The organism is Vibrio owensii (assembly GCF_002021755.1).
In the GTDB taxonomy this organism is placed as follows: domain Bacteria; phylum Pseudomonadota; class Gammaproteobacteria; order Enterobacterales; family Vibrionaceae; genus Vibrio; species Vibrio owensii.
This window is the reverse complement of record NZ_CP019959.1, coordinates 1,379,067-1,400,274: the sequence shown is the minus strand read 5'-3', so window position 1 is coordinate 1,400,274 and position 21,208 is coordinate 1,379,067. Positions and strand designations below refer to the sequence as shown.

General features: G+C 46.3%; 21 protein-coding genes and 1 other RNA gene. 17 read left to right on the top strand and 5 right to left on the bottom strand.

The window, feature by feature from the left end; all coding sequences use genetic code 11:
* Positions 1–80 precede the first annotated feature (80 nt).
* Positions 81–524 carry a Z-ring associated protein ZapG gene (zapG, locus tag A9237_RS06210; protein ID WP_005436091.1) on the bottom strand — a complete coding sequence of 148 codons (444 nt, stop codon included), beginning with the start codon at positions 522–524 and terminating at the stop codon, positions 81–83.
* Positions 525–720: 196 nt separating this feature from the next.
* Between zapG and zapE the strand changes: the two genes are divergently transcribed.
* The 8 genes from zapE (at position 721) to sspB (ending at position 7,285) form a co-directional block, all read left to right on the top strand.
* The gene (zapE, locus tag A9237_RS06205) at positions 721–1,824 is read left to right on the top strand and encodes a cell division protein ZapE (protein WP_078607855.1); all 1,104 of its coding nucleotides are present in this window, start codon (positions 721–723) and stop codon (positions 1,822–1,824) included.
* 254 nt (positions 1,825–2,078) lie between these two features.
* Positions 2,079–2,507 (top strand): 50S ribosomal protein L13, encoded by a 429-nt coding sequence (rplM, locus tag A9237_RS06195; RefSeq protein WP_005436093.1) that lies wholly within the window; start codon positions 2,079–2,081, stop codon positions 2,505–2,507.
* A 15-nt stretch (positions 2,508–2,522) separates the two neighbouring features.
* Positions 2,523–2,915 carry a 30S ribosomal protein S9 gene (gene rpsI, locus A9237_RS06190; protein WP_005436094.1) on the top strand — a complete coding sequence of 131 codons (393 nt, stop codon included), beginning with the start codon at positions 2,523–2,525 and terminating at the stop codon, positions 2,913–2,915.
* Positions 2,916–3,464: 549 nt separating this feature from the next.
* Positions 3,465–4,055 (top strand): ubiquinol-cytochrome c reductase iron-sulfur subunit, encoded by a 591-nt coding sequence (gene petA / locus A9237_RS06185; RefSeq protein ID WP_005436095.1) that lies wholly within the window; start codon positions 3,465–3,467, stop codon positions 4,053–4,055.
* Entirely contained in the window at positions 4,055–5,320 is a 1,266-nt protein-coding gene (locus A9237_RS06180; protein WP_005436097.1) for a cytochrome b, read from the top strand. The genes petA and A9237_RS06180 overlap by 1 nt, the downstream gene beginning before the upstream one ends.
* Entirely contained in the window at positions 5,317–6,054 is a 738-nt protein-coding gene (locus A9237_RS06175; protein ID WP_005436103.1) for a cytochrome c1, read from the top strand. Before A9237_RS06180 ends, A9237_RS06175 begins: the two co-directional genes overlap by 4 nt.
* Positions 6,055–6,150: 96 nt before the next feature.
* Positions 6,151–6,786: a stringent starvation protein SspA gene (sspA, locus tag A9237_RS06170; protein ID WP_005436105.1), complete on the top strand. Its 636-nt coding sequence runs from the start codon at positions 6,151–6,153 to the stop codon at positions 6,784–6,786.
* A 19-nt stretch (positions 6,787–6,805) separates the two neighbouring features.
* Positions 6,806–7,285: a ClpXP protease specificity-enhancing factor gene (gene sspB / locus A9237_RS06165; protein WP_078607853.1), complete on the top strand. Its 480-nt coding sequence runs from the start codon at positions 6,806–6,808 to the stop codon at positions 7,283–7,285.
* A 68-nt stretch (positions 7,286–7,353) separates the two neighbouring features.
* Here sspB and A9237_RS06160 read toward each other — a convergent pair whose 3' ends face one another.
* From A9237_RS06160 to A9237_RS06145, 4 genes are read right to left on the bottom strand one after another with little or no spacing between them, the layout of a single operon-like run.
* Positions 7,354–8,004, bottom strand: coding sequence for a BON domain-containing protein (locus A9237_RS06160; RefSeq protein WP_005436110.1), 651 nt, complete (start codon positions 8,002–8,004; stop codon positions 7,354–7,356).
* Between the two features lie 21 nt (positions 8,005–8,025).
* On the bottom strand, positions 8,026–8,616 hold the full coding sequence (locus tag A9237_RS06155; RefSeq protein ID WP_005436112.1) for a phosphoheptose isomerase: 591 nt from the start codon (positions 8,614–8,616) through the stop codon (positions 8,026–8,028).
* 3 nt (positions 8,617–8,619) lie between these two features.
* Positions 8,620–8,988, bottom strand: a complete 369-nt coding sequence (locus A9237_RS06150) for a YraN family protein (protein ID WP_038893956.1) — start codon at positions 8,986–8,988, stop codon at positions 8,620–8,622.
* Positions 8,975–10,786 (bottom strand): penicillin-binding protein activator, encoded by a 1,812-nt coding sequence (locus A9237_RS06145; protein WP_078607852.1) that lies wholly within the window; start codon positions 10,784–10,786, stop codon positions 8,975–8,977. Before A9237_RS06145 ends, A9237_RS06150 begins: the two co-directional genes overlap by 14 nt.
* 68 nt (positions 10,787–10,854) lie before the next feature.
* On the opposite strand from A9237_RS06145, the gene rsmI reads away from it, so the two are divergent.
* The 9 genes from rsmI to murD all read left to right on the top strand — a co-directional run bounded on the left by rsmI (position 10,855) and on the right by murD (position 21,205).
* Positions 10,855–11,718, top strand: a complete 864-nt coding sequence (gene rsmI / locus A9237_RS06140) for a 16S rRNA (cytidine(1402)-2'-O)-methyltransferase (RefSeq protein ID WP_005428578.1) — start codon at positions 10,855–10,857, stop codon at positions 11,716–11,718.
* Positions 11,719–12,186: 468 nt separating this feature from the next.
* Positions 12,187–12,615, top strand: an RNA gene (rnpB, locus tag A9237_RS06135) — RNase P RNA component class A.
* Between the two features lie 176 nt (positions 12,616–12,791).
* Positions 12,792–13,742, top strand: coding sequence for a 16S rRNA (cytosine(1402)-N(4))-methyltransferase RsmH (gene rsmH / locus A9237_RS06130; RefSeq protein WP_078607851.1), 951 nt, complete (start codon positions 12,792–12,794; stop codon positions 13,740–13,742).
* A 5-nt stretch (positions 13,743–13,747) separates the two neighbouring features.
* Entirely contained in the window at positions 13,748–14,065 is a 318-nt protein-coding gene (ftsL, locus tag A9237_RS06125) for a cell division protein FtsL (protein ID WP_005428577.1), read from the top strand.
* On the top strand, positions 14,062–15,867 hold the full coding sequence (locus A9237_RS06120; protein WP_020194004.1) for a peptidoglycan glycosyltransferase FtsI: 1,806 nt from the start codon (positions 14,062–14,064) through the stop codon (positions 15,865–15,867). The genes ftsL and A9237_RS06120 overlap by 4 nt, the downstream gene beginning before the upstream one ends.
* 60 nt (positions 15,868–15,927) lie before the next feature.
* Positions 15,928–17,409 carry a UDP-N-acetylmuramoyl-L-alanyl-D-glutamate--2,6-diaminopimelate ligase gene (gene murE, locus A9237_RS06115; protein ID WP_078607850.1) on the top strand — a complete coding sequence of 494 codons (1,482 nt, stop codon included), beginning with the start codon at positions 15,928–15,930 and terminating at the stop codon, positions 17,407–17,409.
* Positions 17,406–18,770, top strand: coding sequence for a UDP-N-acetylmuramoyl-tripeptide--D-alanyl-D-alanine ligase (locus A9237_RS06110; protein WP_078607849.1), 1,365 nt, complete (start codon positions 17,406–17,408; stop codon positions 18,768–18,770). Before murE ends, A9237_RS06110 begins: the two co-directional genes overlap by 4 nt.
* Positions 18,770–19,852 (top strand): phospho-N-acetylmuramoyl-pentapeptide-transferase, encoded by a 1,083-nt coding sequence (mraY, locus tag A9237_RS06105; RefSeq protein WP_005428568.1) that lies wholly within the window; start codon positions 18,770–18,772, stop codon positions 19,850–19,852. The genes A9237_RS06110 and mraY overlap by 1 nt, the downstream gene beginning before the upstream one ends.
* Before the next feature lie 39 nt (positions 19,853–19,891).
* Complete coding sequence (gene murD, locus A9237_RS06100; RefSeq protein ID WP_078607848.1) at positions 19,892–21,205, top strand: UDP-N-acetylmuramoyl-L-alanine--D-glutamate ligase; 1,314 nt, start codon at positions 19,892–19,894, stop codon at positions 21,203–21,205.
* The last annotated feature ends 3 nt before the right edge of the window (positions 21,206–21,208 follow it).

Below are 21,208 nucleotides of genomic sequence, written 5' to 3'. Positions count from 1 at the left end.
TTAAGAAAAGTTCAAAAAGGGTCAATACAAATTGATAAGAAATGTGTATGTATTGACCCAGTTAGGTAGGAAAGGAGGGGTTAAGACGCTTTAGCAGTGACAGCTTCTGGTGCGTCGATGATTTCTTTTTCCTGATCCTTTAAAAGACCCGTTGCGCCGTTGGCGTAGTCTTTTGGTTGTTCGTTGACGTTAGATTGGTCTTCTTCAATCTGTTCAGTCGACATGGCAGTCTTCTTATCGAACGGATTGTCTTGCTCAGGCAAGTTAGGCAGAAGTTCTGAAGACGTCTTCGCCATGTGTTGGTACAGCTTGGTGTAGTCTTTACCTAAGGTATCCAACATTTCTGCAGTTTGTGCAAAGTGATCGACGAGCTCTTGACGTTGTTGCTCTAGCTCAAACTTGGCTGCTTCCAGCTCTTTTTGCACAGACTTTTGTTTTTTGTATTCGGGGGTGGTTAGTCTACTAATGACTACGCCTACGATTGTACCGACCAGCAAACCCACAATGGCATAAATCCAAGGCATAACTGCTCCTTATAGTTGTTTTAACAAGTCTTTTACTACTTAGTTACACGCGGTGCTAGTCCATGTTACTATGGCTTGAACAGCCGATAAAGAAAAATAGCGGTAAGTCTTCGGGGACTGATATCCATATCTCTCTATTCTAAAAGCTGACCCCGAGGTGACAATTTTTTCTGGACCTCTGATACGACTCAACGCCATGACACCATTACAACGATACCAACAAGACATAGCAGAGCATGGATTCCAGCGTGACGAAGCACAACATAATGCTGTCGTTGCTTTAGACAACCTTTACCATGCGATTGCAGAATTCCAGTCTGCGCCTATTCCTCAGCTTAGCACTTGGCAGAAATTACTGGGTAAAAAGCCTGAAATGCCAGAACCACCAAAAGGCCTGTACTTTTGGGGAGGAGTAGGGCGGGGCAAAACTTACCTCATGGATGCGTTTTTTGACGCCTTGCCGACAGAAAGAAAGATGCGCGTGCATTTTCACCGTTTTATGTATCGTGTGCATGATGAGCTCAAGCGTTTAGGTGAAGTGGAAAACCCGCTGTCAAAAGTGGCTGATTTATTCAAGAAAGAAGCGGATGTGGTCTGTTTTGATGAATTCTTCGTTTCCGATATCACAGATGCGATGATCTTAGCGACCTTGTTGCAAGAGATGTTTAAGCGACAAATGATTTTGGTCGCGACATCGAATATTGAGCCTGAGAACTTGTATCGTAATGGTTTACAACGGGCGCGCTTTTTACCAGCGATAGACATGATCATTCAGCGCTGTGATGTGCTTAATGTCGACAGTGGCGTGGATTACCGCCTAAGAACGCTGCAACAAGCCGAAATCTATCATTATCCGTTGGATGAGCAGGCGTCTATCAATCTTAATACGTATTACCAACAGTTGATTGGTGAAAGAAAAGTTGCGGCGCACAGCATTGAAATCAACCATCGAGAAGTGACGGTAATAGAAGCCAGTGATGGCGTGCTACATGCTTCTTTTGAACAACTGTGTCAAACTCCACGCAGTCAAAACGATTACATTGAATTATCGCGCATCTACCATACTGTCTTGCTGGCGGACGTGAAGCAAATGGATAGCAAGATAGATGATGCAGCGAGACGCTTTATTGCATTGGTCGATGAATTCTACGAACGTAACGTTAAGTTGATTATTTCTGCTGAAGTTGCAATGGAGTTCCTTTACACACAAGGACAGTTAGAGTTCGAATTTAAACGTTGCTTGTCTCGACTGACAGAAATGCAGAGTCACGAATACCTTGCTAGAGAGCATCTGGCGTAAAAAACAGCAACTCATCTTAAAAAAGTGAAGAAAAAATTAGTGATTTGGCGCAAAAAAAGGTGATTTTTTCTTCGCTCTTCTCTATAATCCTGCGACCCACCGTTACTGCAGACCTGAATATCGAAGTTATTTCGGCATAGAGGGTCGAGAGTACCAACGACTCGAAGGGGTGATGACTGGGCTCTTAGACAGTGTGGGAACACAATACTGTGTTCCTTTAAAGTTTAAAATTTAATTAACGGGTTATTATTAGCATGAAAACTTTCGTTGCTAAACCAGAAACTGTAAAACGCGACTGGTATGTTGTAGACGCAGAGGGTAAAACTCTTGGCCGTCTAGCAAGTGAAATTGCATCTCGCCTACGTGGCAAACATAAAGCTGAATACACTCCTCACGTTGACACTGGTGATTACATCATCGTTATCAACGCTGAGAAAGTTGCTGTAACTGGCAACAAAGCTAAAGGCAAAGTGTACTACCGTCACTCTGAATTCCCAGGTGGTCTAAAATCTATCACTTTTGAAAAGTTGATCGATCGTAAACCTGAGATGGTTCTTGAGCTAGCAGTTAAAGGCATGCTTCCACGTGGTCCTCTAGGCCGTGCTATGTACCGTAAGCTTAAAGTTTACGCGGGCGCTGAGCACAACCATGTTGCTCAACAACCACAAGTACTAGACATCTAATTGGGGATTTCGAAAATGGCAGAGAATCAATACTACGGCACTGGCCGTCGCAAAAGCTCAGCTGCACGTGTTTTCATCAAACCAGGCAGCGGCAACATCGTAATCAACAAGCGTAGCCTTGATGAGTACTTCGGTCGTCCAACTTCTCGCATGGTTGTTAAACAACCTCTTGAGCTAGTTGAACTAACTGAGAAGCTAGACCTATACGTTACTGTTAAAGGTGGCGGTATTTCTGGTCAAGCTGGTGCTATCCGTCACGGTATCACTCGCGCTCTTATGGAGTACGATGAGTCTCTACGTCCTACTCTACGTGCAGCTGGTTACGTTACTCGTGACGCTCGTTGCGTTGAACGTAAGAAAGTTGGTCTACGTAAAGCACGTCGTCGTCCACAGTTCTCTAAGCGTTAATTTCCTCTTATCGGAAATTTATGCTGTTCCAGAGTTACTTTGGAAACTGTGCATCAAAGCTCGGCTATATGCCGAGCTTTTTGTTTTTCTAAAGCCTGAAAAAGTCCGTTTTTCCTTTCGCATTTGTTTTCACATTCTTGCTTAATATCCTCGCAACATTTGATCGTTTTATCTGCAAGTTTTTTGGTTTTCTTCGTGCTACAAAGCTGAGATAACAAAAGTGGAGGACTCCTTCACATTCTTGAAAGATCTTTCTATCTAATTGGCTGAAAACAGCCGAAATACAAGGCTTTTTATCTCGTTTCTAGCCATTCTTCGTTTCGCTTTCTTGTTACAAATCACATCTATTTTTTATAATTTTGCCGCTTTTGTGACGGCGTGAGCGATTTGCCTCACAATTGTTACAAAAAGGTAGCTTTATCTTGTCAAAAAGTAGGGTTTTCTTTATCATTTCCCCCCAATAAATAGAACTAAATTCATTATTTGTTAGCCATGCTCTTATAAGCGGAATAATAACGATCCAAAGGGAGCAAATGGGAGAATGTTTGGATGAGCAACGCGCCTTTAAATAACGGTCGCAGGCGTTTTCTAACCGCTACAACGGCAGTTGTTGGTGGATTAGGGGCAGCTGCCGTCGCCGTGCCTTTTATCAAATCATGGAATCCGAGCGCCAAAGCAAAAGCTGCTGGTGCACCGGTGGAAGTGGATATCAGTAAAATCGAAGCCGGTCAGATGGTTCGTGTTGAGTGGCAAGGTAAGCCTGTATGGGTTGTACGTCGTACTCAAGAAGTGGTGGATAACCTAAAGAACATCGACGGACAGCTTCGTGACCCACAATCAGAAATGGAACAACAGCCAGTTTATGCTCAGAATGCGCATCGTTCGATCAAGCCTGAGTATTTCGTGGCAGTTGGCTTCTGTACTCACTTAGGTTGTTCACCGACCTATCTACCAGACACGTTCTCAGAGCAAGTCCAAGGCGTTAAGTCTGGCTTCTTCTGTCCATGTCATGGTTCTAAATTCGATATGGCTGGTCGAGTGTTCCAAGGTGTTCCTGCACCTCTGAACCTTGTGGTTCCTAAGCACATGTATTTGAGTGATACGAAGCTCATGATCGGTGTTGATGAGGGAGACGCATAATGCAAGCACTACTAGACTGGGTTGAAAAACGAATTCCCGCGATGAATGCTTATAAAAAGCATTTGTCTGAATACCCAATGCCTAAGAACTTCAACTTTTGGTACCTTTTCGGTTCTCTGGCAATGTTGGTACTGGTTAACCAAATCCTAACGGGTATCTGGTTAACAATGAACTACGTTCCATCTGGTGATGGTGCGTTTGCTTCTATCGAATACATCATGCGTGACGTTGATTACGGCTGGTTGCTGCGCTACATGCACTCAACTGGCGCATCAGCGTTTTTCGTTGTTGTTTACCTGCACATGTTCCGTGGTCTGATTTACGGTTCATACCAAAAACCTCGTGAGCTACTTTGGATCTTCGGTATGTTGATCTTCTTGGTTCTAATGGCAGAAGCCTTCATGGGCTACCTATTACCATGGGGTCAGATGTCATACTGGGGTGCTCAGGTAATCATTTCTCTGTTTGGTGCGATTCCTGTCATCGGTGACGATTTAACACTTTGGATCCGTGGTGACTACATCATCTCTGGTGCAACGCTGAACCGTTTCTTCGCACTACACGTTATTGCACTACCTATTGTTCTGCTTCTTCTTGTTGTATTGCACGTATTGGCACTGCACGAAGTTGGCTCTAACAACCCGGATGGTATCGAGACTAAGCTACCAAAAGGCTCAATGGGCGACGATTACGAAACACAGTTCAAGTTCCACGATTACTACACGAAGAAATACGACATCATCGATTCGATTCCTTTCCACCCGTACGGTACGGTTAAGGACTTGGTTGGTGTCGCTGGTTTCTTGTTCTTCTTCTGTTACGTGCTGTTCTTCAACCCAGAGATGGGTGGATACTTCCTTGAGCCGCCTAACTTTGAAGCTGCAAACCCACTGAAGACACCTGAGCACATCGCTCCTGTATGGTACTTCACTCCGTTCTACGCAATCTTGCGTGCGGTTCCAGACAAACTATTGGGTGTAATCCTAATGGGTGCGTCAATTGCAGTACTGTTTGTTCTACCTTGGTTGGACCGTTGTAAAGTTCGTTCATACCGTTACCGTAGCAAACTGCACCTGTTGAATATTGTTCAGTTCACTATCGCCTTTATCGCTCTGGGTATTTTGGGTGCACTGCCGGCAACGCCGCTGTACACAATTCTGTCTCAGATCTTTAGCTTGTGTTACTTCATGTTCTTTGTACTGCTGTTCTTCTACAGCAAAAATGAAGCAACCAAACCATTACCAGAGAGGGTGACATTCAAATGAAGAAGTGGATTGTAATTCTATTTGCTATGTTGCCATCTCTTGCGATGGCAGCGGGTGCCAACGTACCGCTAGACAAGGCGAACGTGGACCTATCGGATAAAGCTTCGCTGCAAAACGGCGCGAAGCTATTCATGAACTACTGTTTTGCTTGTCACTCAACGCAATACCAGCGTTACGAGCGAGTAGCGACAGACTTGGATATTCCTGCTGATCTAATGAAGGAAAACCTGATTTTTGATCCTGAAGCGAAAATCGGTGACCTAATGGTTAATGCGATGCCTGCGAAGCAAGCGGGTGACTGGTTTGGTGCGCCGCCACCGGATCTAACACTTGTTGCTCGAGTTCGTGGTGCAGACTGGCTGTACACTTACCTGCGCTCTTTCTATGTTGACCCATCTCGTCCATTCGGCGTGAACAACATTGTTTTCCCAAGTGTTGGTATGCCGCACGTTCTTGAAGAGCTTCAAGGTATCCCGACGCCAGTTTACGGCACAAAAGTTGTGGACGGTGAAGAAGTACAAGTGGTTGTTGGTACTGAAACTAACGGAACGGGTGAGCTAAGCTCTGGCGAGTATGATAAAGCAGTTGGCGACCTAGTGAACTTCCTAGTTTACTCTGGTGACCCAGTTCAGCTAGAGCGTCATGCGCTTGGTTGGTGGGTAATGGGCTTCCTAGTTCTACTAACAATTGTTGTCGTGATGCTCAAGAAAGAGTATTGGCGTGATGTGCATTAATTGTGCTATCATACCGTGCTAATTCCCAATTTTAATTGACGAATAATGGAGGCTTAGCCTCCATTATTTTTATTTGTAAGTGTGCTGGAGGGCTCCATGGCTGTAGCTGCCAATAAACGTTCTGTGATGACTCTTTTCTCAAGTGCATCAGATTTGTATAGCCATCAGGTTCGCATCGTATTAGCTGAAAAAGGCGTAAGTGTTGAAGTTGAGCTTGTTGATGAAGCTAACCTTCCTGCTGAGCTTGTGGAACTGAACCCATACAAGTCAGTACCAACTCTTGTGGACCGTGAGCTAGCTCTTTACGATTCAAAAATCATCATGGAGTACTTGGACGAGCGTTTCCCTCATCCACCTCTAATGCCTGTTTACCCAGTTGCTCGTGGTAACAGCCGTCTGATGATGTACCGTATTGAACGCAACTGGTACTCACTAGCTGAAAAGGTTGTTAAAGGTAACGCGGAAGAATCAGAAAAAGCACGTACTAAACTACGTAACGATCTTCTGACTCTTGCACCAATCTTTGCAGAATACGAATACTTCATGAGTGAAGAGTTCAGCCTAATCGATTGTTACCTGGCTCCACTATTGTGGCGTCTACCTCAACTAGGTATCGACCTTGTAGGCCCTGGTTCTAAAGAGATCAAAGTTTACATGAACCGCGTATTTGAACGTGATTCATTCCTTGCTTCTCTAACTGAAGCTGAACGTGAAATGCGTCTAGTTCGCTAAGCGATTTAGATAACACGTTATGGATATTGCAAAAATGACTGCTCGCCGTCCGTACATGCTTCGCGCATTCTACGAGTGGCTAGTAGACAATGACTTAACTCCACACTTGGTGGTTGATGCAACCATGCCAGGTGTACGTGTACCAGTTGAGTTTGTTCAAGATGGTCAAATCATCTTGAACATTGCTCCACGTGCTGTTGGTCAACTTGAGTTGGGTAATGATGCGATTACCTTCCACGCTCGTTTTAGTGGTCGTCCGCATTCGGTTATCGTGCCTGTTTACGCTGTACAAGCGATTTACGCACGTGAGAATGGTGCTGGCACCATGTTTGAACCAGAAGAAGCATACACCCATATTGAAGAGGAAGGGATTGTCGAAGAAGAGCAGTCTCCAACCTTCACCACGGTGAATGATAAACCTGAAATCGTGGACTCTGAGTCTGAAGAGGAAGAAACACCTCGCCCGAAAGGCAGACCAAGCTTACGAGTTATCAAATAAAAAAAGCAGCGTCGATACGCTGCTTTTTTCTTATCTAATTCAGCCTTTTTGATAACAGGCTTCGTAACTTATCCAAGCTCGTTTACCGGCGTCTCTTTTTCTGTCTCTGCCGGCACTGTGTTTGCCGCTTCTGGCTCTTCAACTTCTAGTGGTTTTTCATCACCATATTGGAAGCCTTTGATTACTTGTTTTACGCCTGAGATATTGCGTGTGATCTCTGTTGCTCTCTCACTTTGTTCTGGCGTTACATAACCAAATAAGAATACATCACTGTCTTCGGTGATGACTTTCACTTTCACGCCATTAAGCTCACTGTCGGTAAGCAGTGCTGATTTCACTTTAGTCGTGATCCAGCTGTCGTTACTGATTTGTGTCACGCTCAGAGGCTCTTTTTGCTTAATTTGGTTATGGATGTTCTTCACACCATTTACTTCACGAGCTTTGCTTTCAAACTCGTTGATGAGTTCTTGAGTTGGGGCTTGGCCCATTAATACGACAGTACCGTTGTATGAGCTTGCAACGACGCGTGCTTTGCCTTTGAAAGGGGCTTTATTGCCAATCGCAGCGACTTCGAATTCGATGTTGTTGTCTTGCCAAATTTCTTTGGTCGTGCGCGTATCTGTAACGAGATTGGCAGTGGTCGCTGCCCCTGCAATAAACAAACCTGCACAGCCGCTCATGCTCAGCGCTGCGCACAAAATGACAAGACTACGTATCATAATTCTAAACTCTCAATTCGGTTATTCTTCGTGAGCTGGGAAAAGTACTTGGTCGATTAGATCACACAGACAGTGAAGTGTCACCATGTGCACTTCATGAATGCGCGCTGTACGATGTGATGGGATGCGGATTTCAACATCATTCTCACCAAGCAGGCCTGCCATTTCACCACCGTCTTTACCCGTTAGGGCGATGATGGTCATATCGCGTGTTACAGCTGCTTCCATCGCTTTAAGTACGTTTTTGCTGTTACCACTGGTAGAAATGGCTAATAAAATGTCGCCAGGCTGACCAAAGGCGCGTACTTGCTTAGAGAAGATCTCTTGGTAGTGGTAATCGTTCGCTACAGCAGTCAATGTTGTGTTATCTGCAGTTAAAGCCATTGCTGGAAGGCTAGGGCGCTCAGTTTCGAATCGGTTCAAAAGGCAAGAGACAAACTGTTGCGAGTTCGATGCACTGCCACCGTTGCCACAGCATAGGATTTTGTTGCCATTAAGCAGGCTCGACACCATAGCTTGAGCGGCGTGAGTAATGGCATCTGGCAACGCTTCTGCTGCCGCAATTTGAATTTGAATACTTTCTGTAAAACTGTCTTTAATGCTGTCTAGCATCGTTTATCCTTCAGAGATTGCATTTTGTATCCAGTTAATGTCTCGACCATTGTCGTGAATGGCGACCACATCAAACCGATAATCGATATTGTACGCCGAGCGTTTTTGCTGGCTTAGCCAAATTTGGGCTGTTTTGACTAGTTTACGCATTTTTGCGCGGGTGACCATTTCTGCTGCTGAGCCAAAGCTATCATTCTTACGATATTTGACCTCAACAAAGACGATAGTTTCACCTTGTTGGAAGATTAAATCAATTTCACCGACTTTAGTCAGAAAATTTTGATCTAAAAAGCGCAAACCCTGGCGCTGCAAATACTGCTTCGCCAGGGTTTCATATTGGTTGCCGATTTGTCTCTTACTAAAGAGCCCCACGCTCAGCCCAGTCTAGCTCACGTTCTACAACACAGTTGTTGTCGATGCTAAGCACGCCCGTCTGACCGCTTACCGAGTAACCCGGCAGAAGCTTCATTTGTGGCAATTCGCCAATCAGTTTGTACGCGTCCATACCTAGCGCTTCCAAGCGTTTTTCCATGTTAGATTGATCTGCCCATAGCTCATTCATCTCTGCTTCGATGGTTGGATCTGGATTGATCAGCATTGGAATGTCACTGTAAGCCACGCCTGATAGATCTTCGTATGTCGCACCACCGCTGTTACTGCGTGAGTTTGAGAACAACTTAGGTGGTTTAGCGTCTGGGTTAATCGCCACTTCAATAAATGGCTTAATAAGAGTAAGTTCAGAGCTGCGAGCAACAATGTACACCGCGTCCACATCACGACGGCTGCGTGGTGGGCTCTCTAAAGAAATACGCATTAGAGACTGCATTTGTGCGATACGTTGTTGGCTTTCTTGTAGGCCAAATACGTTGTTAATGTTCTTCTGAAGCTGACGCTTGTCGCCAAAGTAGCTCGAAGCCACTTTATTTGAGCTGTACTTGCGCCATTCTTCATTAAACGCTTCAACCACACGCTGACCGTAAGCGCCATTCGGTGCCAAGATCATTGGGAATTGGTAACCTTGATTGAACAAGTATTTTGCCGCTTGCGCCACTTCTTGCTCCGGAGACAGTGCTAGGTAACACATGTCTGTACCTGGTTGAACATCTTCTGGAATGTTCAATGCTAGAGCTGGGATCTTCACGCCAGTTTCTGAACCATCCAAAGTAGCCTGAAGTTTCTCAACGTTTTCTTTTTGCAAAGGACCAACAACAAAGTCGATGTTCTCGTTGATTAGACGCTGTTTGATTTGATCCGCCGAATAAGCGTGAGTATCGATCACAGTTAGTGTCGCGCTTGGATCGCGCATGTCATCGTTCATCATTGCAAAGATGAAACCATCACGAATCAGCTGTGCTTGCGGAGCAAACTTGCCTGTAAGAGGCAGCAGTAGAGCCGTGTTGTTTGGCTTAACGATTTCTAAAGACAGAATGTTTTGAATTTCAACTGGTGTGTAAACCGCTGCTGGATGAGATGGGTTTTCACTTAGCCAACGTTCAAGCGTGTTCTTTAGTTGTGGAATGTTGCTTGAAAGGGTCTTTGAGTAGATTGCTAGTTGCAACCAGCCATCAAGTACATCTTCATTCGGTGCCGTTTGCAGTGCCGTTAGTTCACTTTCTGAATAGCTGGCAAAGTTCATCCAAATACGGCTAGAGATCTCACGTTGTTCTGCTGATGAAGCATATTGACCCTGCGCAACCAACTGGCGGTTTGCTTCGAACGGTTGATTCATGCTTTGGTAAGCATCTGCACGTAGTTCGTAGTAGTCTTTCCACTGCTCACTTGGCAGTTTCCAGTTAGGTTGGAAGTTCAGCGTTTGCAGCAATTGTGGGTAATTGCCTTTCTTTTGCTGTATGGTCGCACGGGCTAATTGCCACTCTGCTTGTTGAACTTCGGTCAATTGCTGACGAGAAAGACGCTTGATCAGCAACTCCGCTTGATCCAATTCGTTCGCTTGAATCGCCGCTTTGGTTGCCATGATCAACCAGTCGTTTTGTAAGCTACCTTCGGTGCTATCCGCTTGAATCATGTAGTTCTGAACAGACTGTGTCGGCTCAAGTGTAATATCAACGCTATCTGGTTGGCGCGGGCCTGAAGAACAGGCGGCGAGCGTAATTGCCAGTGCAACAGGAGTAAGTAAGCGTGGTACACTGAGTCTCTTATGGTTCATCATTGCCGTGAGTTCTCTATAATTTTGTACAAAATTGTCTCTATATTAATCGTTGAAGTGATGGTAAACAAATGACAGATAAAAATAAGTTGCCGAATGAGGGGCCAACTCTCTACATCGTACCGACTCCAATCGGAAATTTAGCGGATATCACACAACGTGCTATCGAAGTTCTGTCGAATGTGGACATCATTGCCGCTGAGGATACTCGACATACGGGCAAATTACTGTCTCACTTCAATATCCAAACCAAAACTTTCGCGTTGCACGATCATAACGAGCAGCAAAAAGCGCAAGTATTGGTTGAAAAGCTATTATCAGGTCAATCTATCGCATTGGTGTCTGATGCTGGTACGCCGCTAATAAGCGATCCAGGATACCATTTGGTGACAAAATGTCGTCAAGCGGGCGTTAGAGTTGTGCCTCTTCCTGGTGCGTGTGCGGTCATCACTGCGTTAAGTGCGTCGGGCTTGCCTTCTGATCGCTTTAGTTTCGAAGGCTTTCTACCACCGAAAAGCAAAGGCCGTAAAGACAAGTTCTTGGAAATTGCGTCAGTGGAACGCACTTGTATCTTCTATGAATCGCCGCATCGCATTTTAGACTCTCTACAAGATATGTTAGACGTTCTTGGCCCAGAACGAGAAGTTGTCTTGGCGCGAGAGTTAACTAAAACCTTTGAAACCATTCAAGGAATGCCTCTGGGTGAACTGATTGAGTGGGTAAAAAGCGACGATAACCAACAGCGCGGTGAGATGGTTCTGCTTATCCACGGACACCGTGACTCCACAGAAGACACTCTGCCAGATGAAGCAACCCGCACGCTGGGTATTTTGACTAAAGAGCTTCCATTGAAGAAAGCCGCGGCACTTGCTGCAGAAATCTACAGCCTAAAGAAAAACGCATTGTATAAGTGGGGCTTGGAGAATCTGGGCTAGAAGTTTGTAGAGCGCTGACGCTTCGGGAACGCTTCGCTTCGAGATGCGGGAATCGAGAAGTGCGCCTTGGTCGTTTAGTGCAAGAGCCGTTAGTTTACAGAGCTATTTAGATAAGACTAAGAAGGGGAGTCGTTAACGCGGCTCCCTTTTTGTTTGATGAGCTCTCGCGCTTTTAGAATGCTTCGCTTCGAGAGGTGCGCGTTGGTAGTTTCCTGTGTAAGGGCGGTTAGCTTTTAGATTTAAGATTTACATAGACATGGTTAAGAGAGTGCGTTGTTAATATGGCTGTGAATTTATTTTACAACTTTACTTTCAAAGCCTCTCTCAGAGCATAACGTTCTCGACTCTCGTCTCCCGAAGCGCAGCGTTCCTTTTTATCGCTGCCTTTTTGACCACTTAACCAACCGTTTTCAGCATTTCTGTGATCTCACTAGACTCTGGGAGGATAACTCTATACAATCCGCCCTCGGAGCTGACTGGGTAGTCGCTGCTTTGTTGATGTCCTTCGGGAGACTGACGTCGAAGTCCCTTTGGGAGACTGACGTTGACGTCCTTCGGGAGACTGACAAAGGGGAGGAAAGTCCGGGCTTCATAGAGCAAGGTGCCAGGTAACGCCTGGGGGGCGCAAGCCTACGACAAGTGCAGCAGAGAGAAGACCGCCGATGGCCCTAGGGCACAGGTAAGGGTGAAAGGGTGCGGTAAGAGCGCACCGGACGACTAGTAATAGTTCGTAGCAGGGTAAACTCCACCTGAAGCAAGACCAAATAGGCCTCCACATTGCGTTGCTCGCGTAAGGAGGCGGGTAGGTTGCTCGAGCCAGTGAGTGATTGCTGGCCTAGACGAATGGCTACCGCCGCGCAAGCGGAACAGAACCCGGCTTATGTGTCGGCTCCACCTATTCGAGACCCATCTCTACTTCGGTAGTGATGGGTTTTTTGCATTTAATTGACGCAAACTATGTCATTACCAATAAACTTGGCGCTGAATCACGTCTAACTTTAGACTTGAGGTGGCGATGATGTGGGAAATCAGTACACTAAAGAATCGCTTCAAGATCATTCAACGAGACAGCTATGACCGAAACATTTCAACATATCTCCGTGTTATTAAATGAATCCATTGATGGCTTGGCTATCAAACCCGATGGTATCTATATCGATGGAACATTTGGCCGTGGCGGTCACAGCCGAACTATCTTGTCGAAACTCGGTGAAAACGGCCGACTTTACAGCATCGACCGTGACCCACAGGCTATCGCAGAAGCCGCGAAAATCGACGATCCTCGCTTCACCATCATCCATGGCCCATTCTCAGGCATGGCGCAGTACGCAGAAGATTATGGTCTTGTTGGTAAAGTTGATGGTGTCTTGCTAGACCTTGGTGTGTCGTCTCCGCAACTTGATGACGCTGAACGTGGTTTTAGTTTTATGAAAGACGGCCCACTAGACATGCGTATGGACCCAACATCTGGTATCCCTGTGTCTCAATGGCTAATGGAAGCAGATCTTGATGATATCACTTGGGTGATTCGTGAGTTTGGTGAAGATAAGCATGCTCGCCGTATCGCAAAAGCTATTGTCGCTTATCGCGAAGATGAAGAAAATGAGCCTATGGTTCGTACTGGTCAACTAGCAAAACTGATCTCAGATGCGGCACCAAAGAGCTTTAAAGAGAAAAAACACCCAGCAACCCGTGCTTTTCAGGCTTTTCGCATTTACATCAACAGTGAATTAGAAGAAATTGATACAGCACTAAAAGGCGCGGCAAGCATTTTGGCTCCTGAAGGACGATTGTCTGTGATCAGTTTCCACTCGTTGGAAGATCGCATGGTGAAACGCTTCATTCGTAAAGAGAGCAAAGGCCCAGAAGTGCCACACGGTATTCCGATGACGGAAGAACAAATCCGAGCGCTTGGCAGTGCGAACATGAAGCCGATTGGTAAAGCGAACAAACCAACGAAACAAGAAATTGACATAAACCCGCGTTCTCGAAGCTCAGTGCTAAGAATTGCAGAAAAGCTTTAATTATTATGACGAAAACCACTCCTAATCTTGCTAAGTTGATTGCGACGGACTTGATTACCGTCGGTCGCTGGTCGTTATTGTTGATGATATTGATCTTCGCAACTGCAATGGGAGTGGTGTTTGCCACTCATCATGCGCGTCAAGCGATCACTGAAAAAGATCATACATTGGTTGAGCGAGAGCGATTGGACAGCGAATGGCGCAACCTAATGTTGGAAGAAACAGCCCTCGCGGAACACAGTCGCGTTCAAGACTTGGCAAAGAAGGACCTTGAAATGAAACGACCAGATGGCGATAAAGAAGTGGTTATCACGTTAAAATGATTGGAAAAAAAGCCAAATCTAAACAAGGAAATACGCGCAAGCCTGCTGCGAAAGAAAAAAAAGTAGCTGCGGCAAAACCGCAACCCACCAAAGAACCTAAAGAAGCAGAAGTCGTTGAAGAGCCCGAGTCGTTTTTGATTCGCTGGCGCTTTCAGTTACTGCTGTTTTTTGTCTTCTGTGCCTTTGCTCTTCTCGTTGGGCGAGTGGCCTATATTCAAATTATCGAGCCTGATAACCTGATCAAGCAAGGTGACCTTCGTTCTGTCCGCGTTAAAGCCATTCCTTCGGCGCGCGGTATTATCTCTGATCGTAACGGCGAGCCTCTCGCGGTGAGTGTTCCTGTTGAGGCTGTTTGGGCTGATCCTAAGACCATCTTCAAAGAAGGCGCTTTGCAGCAAACTAAGAGCTGGTACGCACTCGCTGATGTACTTGGTTTGGATCGTCAAGGCCTGATCAACAAAATCAAGAAAAACGAAAAGCGCCGCTTTATCTATCTACAACGCCAAGTTAGCCCAGCGATGGCGAACTACATTCGTGAACTCAAACTACCTGGTGTTGGCTTGAAGTCGGAATCTCGTCGTTATTACCCGGCCGGTGAGGTTAGTGCTCACTTAGTTGGTGTAACTGGCATTGATGGCCACGGCCTAGAAGGCGTGGAACGAAGCTACGACGAATGGTTAACGGGGGCAGCGGGCAAGAAAACCATCCGTAAAGACCGTTATGGGCGCGTGGTAGAAAACATTGCTCTTGAAGAGAAACAAGAAGGTAAACCACTGCAACTGACAATTGATCAGCGCATTCAAGCGGTGGCGTATCGTGCTATCAAGCAGGCTGTAGCCGATCACCGTGCAACATCTGGATCGGTTGTGATTCTTGATGTGAAAACGGGTGCGGTTCTCGCGATGGTGAATGCACCTTCTTACAACCCGAATAACCGCAGTGATTGGCAAAGTTACAAAATGCGTAACCGTGTGATTACTGACTCATTGGAACCTGGCTCAACCATTAAGCCTTTTGTTGTTTTGGCCGCATTAGAAAATGGGGTGGCAGACAAAGATACGATCGTTGATACGGGTAACGGTATTCTTCAACTCGGTGGTAGCCGCGTTCGTGATGCGCCAAAAGTCGGCAAAGCGAGCCTAACTACCATTCTAAAGAAATCGAGTAACATCGGTGTGACCAAGCTGGCGATGCAAATGCCGGTTGAAGCTTTACTTGGATTGTACAGTTCTGTTGGTCTTGGCGAGTTGTCAGGTTTGAACTTGGTTGGTGAAGTAGTTGGTATTTTCCCGAGCCGCTCGCGTTGGTCTCCAATTGAGCGCGCAACCATCTCGTTTGGTTATGGTTTGTCAGTTACGCCAATCCAGTTAGCGCATGCCTATGCGACGTTGGGTAACTTGGGTAAATATGAGCCGATTCATATCATCGAAAGTAACGACAATGATATGGCACGCCAAGTCGTGAGCAAAGAGAATGCTCGTCTCGTCTTAGACATGCTTGAAACGGTAACGCAAAAAGGCGGCTCTGCTCGTCGTGCTGCGGTTCCTGGTTACCGAGTCGGTGCCAAAACAGGTACTGCGCGTAAGGCAAGTGCAGGTGGCTATAGTGATGAGTACATCAACTATACGGCAGGTGTTGCGCCAGTAAGTGACCCACGTTTAGCGCTTGTGGTTGTGGTTAATGAACCACAAGGTGACGACTACTACGGTGGTTCGGTAGCCTCGCCGGTTTTCTCTGAAATCATGAAAGGCGCACTGCAAATTCTGAACGTTGCCCCTGACGAAAATAAATTCCAACAGTAGGCTTATTAGCGTACTGAGAAACAAAATGAAGAAAGCTGAGCTAATGCTCGGAGAATAAATATGACTAAAGCCATCAGTATGGACACGCTGCTTTCCACTTGGGTCGATTGCCCGAACTTGTCGTCCATTCTTGTTTCTGAATTAGAGCTCGACAGCCGACGAGTTCAGTCTGGAACAACCTTTGTAGCTATCATTGGCCATGTTGTGGATGGACGTAAATTTATCCCAACCGCGATTCAGCAAGGTGCGAATGCGGTGATTGCTCAAGCTTGTGAGCAAAAAGCGCATGGCACAATTGAGATTGTTGATGATGTTCCAGTGATTTACCTTGATGCACTGGATAAGTGCCTATCTGAAATTGCGGGTCATTTGTATACCTACCCGACGATGGATTTGATTGGTGTCACTGGTACCAACGGCAAAACCACCATCACTCAGCTTATTGCTCAATGGATTGATTTGGTCGGTTCAAAAGCAGCGGTCATGGGTACGACAGGGAATGGCTTTCTAGATAATCTACAAGAAGCCGCGAATACCACGGGTAATGCGGTTGAAATCCAAAAAACACTGTCTTCGCTCGCTGAGCAAAAAGCGCAATACACAGCACTTGAAGTGTCTTCTCATGGTTTGATTCAAGGTCGTGTTAAAGCGCTGTCTTTTGCCGCTGGCGTGTTCACGAACCTGAGCCGTGATCATCTTGATTACCATGGCACGATGGAAGAGTATGCCAACGCTAAGTTAACCCTGTTTACTGAGCATCAATGTGGTCACGCTGTTATCAATGTCGATGATACGGTGGGAGCATCGTGGGCCAAACAACTGACTAACGCGCTTGCTGTATCTCTCAAACCAAACACTGAATTTCCTCAAAGCGTATATGCAAACCACATCGCTTATGCTGAATCTGGTATCACGATTGAGTTTGATGGCAAGTTTGGTGAAGGTACTTTGCATGCGCCACTTATCGGTGAGTTCAATGCCGCGAACCTGATGTTGGCATTCACAACGTTACTTAGTCTAGGTTTCAGCAAGCAAGATTTGCTGACAACGGCAGGTCAATTGCAACCCGTTCTTGGTCGTATGGAGCTGTTCCAAGCTGACGACAATGCCAAAGTAGTGGTGGATTACGCTCACACGCCTGACGCGCTAGAAAAAGCCCTGCAAGCATTGCGTGTGCATTGCCAAGGTGAGCTTTGGGCTATTTTCGGTTGTGGTGGTGATCGTGATGCTGGTAAGCGTCCAATGATGGCGGAAATTGCCGAGCGTTTGGGTGACAAAGTGGTACTTACCGACGATAACCCTCGTAGCGAAGATCCAGCGCTGATCATGAAAGACATGTTGGCAGGTCTAACGAAACCAGCTGAGGCGATTGTGCAACATGACCGTTTTAAAGCGCTGTCTTACGCACTTGAGCATGCCTCTTCACAAGACATTATTCTTCTGGCGGGCAAAGGCCATGAGGACTACCAAATTTTAAATTCTGGAACCATCCATTACTCTGACCGCGAGTCAGCCATGACACTATTGGGGCTTTCATCATGATCACAGTAACGCTTTCTCAAATTGCCGATATCACTGGCGGTGAACTGGTTGGCAATGACCTCTCTATTGAATCTGTTTCGACCGACACTCGAGCAATCGAACAAGGTGCTCTGTTTGTTGCTTTGGTTGGAGAGCGTTTTGATGCTCACGATTTCTGCCAACAAGCGGTTGAGTCGGGAGCGGGTGCTTTATTGGTACAAAAAACGCTTAATGTGAATGTGCCTCAAGTCGTTGTTGCCGATAGTAAGGTAGCATTAGGTCAAGTGGCAGCTTGGATTCACCAAGCATGTCAAACGCCAACGGTCGCGATCACAGGTAGCTGCGGTAAAACCACCGTGAAAGAGATGGTTGCCAGTATTTTGCAGCTAAAAGGCAAAGTGCTATTTACTGCAGGTAACTTCAACAATGACATCGGCGTGCCACTGACGTTGCTGCGCTCCCAACAAGACGATGACTACGCAGTGATTGAGCTGGGTGCGAACCATGTTGGTGAAATTGAATACACGACTCAACTGGTTAAGCCTGACATCGCGATGGTAAACAACGTGGCGGCAGCGCACCTAGAAGGGTTTGGTTCTATTGATGGCGTTAAACAAGCTAAAGGTGAAATCTACCAAGGGCTAGCTGCTGGTGGCATTGCGATTGTTAACTTAGACAGCAATGGTGAAGCCAAGTGGGACCGAGTGTTAGCAGATAAGAAAGTCATTACTTTTTCACAAAATAATACTGACGCAGATTTCTACGCTTCTAACATCGTGTTGAACGCTGCAGGCGAAGCAAGCTTTGACTTACATATCGCAGCAACTTCACAAGAAATTGAACTGTCTCTGGGTATTATTGGTCAACACAACGTGGCGAATGCGATTGCTGCTTCTATCATCGCGTTGCAATTTGGCGCAACCTTAGAAGAAGTTCGAACGGGTCTGAAGCACCTAAACAAGGTCAAGGGCCGTGTTGAAGTGGAAGAGCTTAGCGATAACGTCAAATTGATTGATGATAGCTACAACGCGAGCGTTCCAGCAATGAAAGCGGCAGTAGATCTATTGTCGGCTTTTCAGGGACAGCGTTGGTTGATTTTAGGCAATATGGCGGAGTTGGGTGAGGAAAGTCTTGCACTTCATCGTCAAGTCGGGGAACATGCTGCCCCACAAAAATTTGAACATGTTCTCACGTATGGTGCAGATGCGAAGGTCATTAGCGAGCTTTGCGATGGCATCCATTTCGAGACACATCAAGAGATGATTGACTACATCAAGCAGCATCTAGACCAAGCGGGTCCTGAACACCACACAATGCTGGTGAAAGGCGCGAACGGTGCACGTATGTTTGAAGTCGCTGCTGCTTTGAAGGAGTATTATTAATGATTATTTGGCTTGCCGAGCTGCTACAGCCATACCTATCTTTTTTCCGATTGTTTGAATACCTGTCTTTTCGAGCAATCCTCAGCGTACTTACCGCTCTAGGTCTCTCTCTATGGATGGGACCTATCATGATCAAGCGTCTACAGATGCTCCAAATTGGTCAGGTTGTTCGTAACGAAGGTCCAGAATCCCACTTTAGCAAACGTGGTACCCCAACAATGGGCGGTATCATGATTTTGGCTGCTATCTCTATCACTATTCTTTTATGGACTGACCTATCGAACCCATACGTATGGGCGGTACTGACGGTGCTGCTTGGTTATGGTGCTATCGGCTTTGTCGATGACTATCGTAAGGTCGTGCGTAAGAACACTGACGGTCTGATTGCTCGTTGGAAGTATTTTTGGCAATCGTTAATTGCGTTTGTAGTGGCGTTTGCGTTGTACGCTTACGGCAAAGACACTGCCGCAACTCAACTTGTCGTGCCGTTCTTTAAAGACATCATGCCGCAACTTGGTTTGATGTACATTATCCTGACTTACTTTGTAATTGTGGGTACCAGCAACGCGGTAAACCTGACCGATGGTCTAGATGGTTTGGCAATCATGCCAACGGTTCTCGTTGCGGCTGGTTTTGCTGTGATTGCATGGGCGACGGGTAACGTTAACTTTTCTGAATACCTTCACATTCCTTACCTACCGCACGCTTCTGAGTTGGTTGTGGTATGTACAGCAATTGTTGGTGCAGGTCTTGGTTTCTTGTGGTTTAACACTTACCCAGCACAAGTGTTCATGGGCGATGTGGGCTCACTAGCACTTGGCGGTGCGCTTGGAACAATCGCAGTATTGGTTCGTCAAGAGCTAGTACTCGTGATTATGGGCGGTGTATTTGTAATGGAAACGCTATCGGTAATTCTACAGGTAGGTTCTTACAAACTGCGCGGTCAGCGTATTTTCCGCATGGCTCCGATTCACCACCACTACGAATTAAAAGGTTGGCCAGAGCCTCGCGTAATCGTGCGCTTCTGGATTATTTCTATGGTTCTTGTTCTGATTGGTCTAGCGACACTGAAAGTGCGTTAATCGCACTTTCCAAGAACAAGACAAATTGCGTGATCAAATATGGAACGTTGGCAAAACATACATAAGGTCGTCGTTGTAGGGCTCGGTATTACCGGGCTCTCTGTCGTTAAACACCTTGCAAAAAATCAGCCGCAACTGGCGGTTAAAGTCATCGATACGCGTGCGAATCCACCGGGTGCGGAGCGTTTACCTGAGCAGGTAGAGTTGCACAGCGGGAGTTGGAATACACAGTGGTTGGCAGATGCTGACCTAGTGGTGACTAACCCTGGCATCGCACTGGCAACGCCAGAGATTCAAACCATCATTGCTAAAGGTACACCCGTCGTAGGTGATATCGAACTTTTCGCGTGGGCCGTCGATAAGCCAGTTATTGCGATTACCGGATCTAATGGTAAAAGCACGGTCACAGACCTAACAGGCGTGCTAGCAAAAGCTGCCGGGTTAACGGTTGGTGTTGGTGGCAACATCGGGGTTCCTGCTCTCGATTTGCTAGAGCAAGACGCAGATTTGTATGTCCTTGAACTGTCTAGCTTCCAACTAGAAACCACATCAAGTTTGAAGCTTAAAGCCGCGGCGTTTCTAAACCTATCGGAAGACCACATGGACCGTTATGAGGGTATGGCGGACTACCGACAAGCTAAGCTGCGCATTTTTGATAACGCAGAACTGGCAGTGGTTAACCGTGATGACCGAGAAACCTTCCCTGAGACTGAAACACCGTTGGTGACGTTTGGTAGTGATGAACAAGCATACGGCCTTGAAGTTGACGGTAACCGTACTTGGCTGCTTGATCATGGCCAGCGTGTGATTGCCAGTGATGAATTGAAGTTGGTTGGTAAGCACAACCTTGCTAACGCACTTGTGGTGCTTGCTTTGCTTAAAGCGGCGGGTGTGGATTATCACAAATCATTGAATGCACTGAAAACTTACACGGGTTTGACACATCGATGCCAAGTGGTTGCGGATAATCGTGGCGTAAAATGGGTGAATGACTCAAAAGCAACCAATATTGCGAGCACTATGGCTGCGCTCTCTGGCCTTGAATCAACGGGTAAACTTTACTTACTCGTTGGTGGTGTCGGCAAAGGTGCGGACTTCACTCCATTAAAACCGATTTTTGCAACGCTGAACCTACAATTGTGCTGCTTCGGTGCAGATGGCGATGAATTTATGCCACTGCATGAATCAGCAACTCGTTTCGACACCATGGAAGATGTGATTCAACAGATATCTTCGCAGTTAAAAACGGGCGATATGGTGATGCTATCTCCGGCATGTGCTAGCTTTGATCAATTCGACAACTTTATGGCAAGAGGTGACGCATTTGCAGCTCTTGCTGAGAAATACGCATAATTA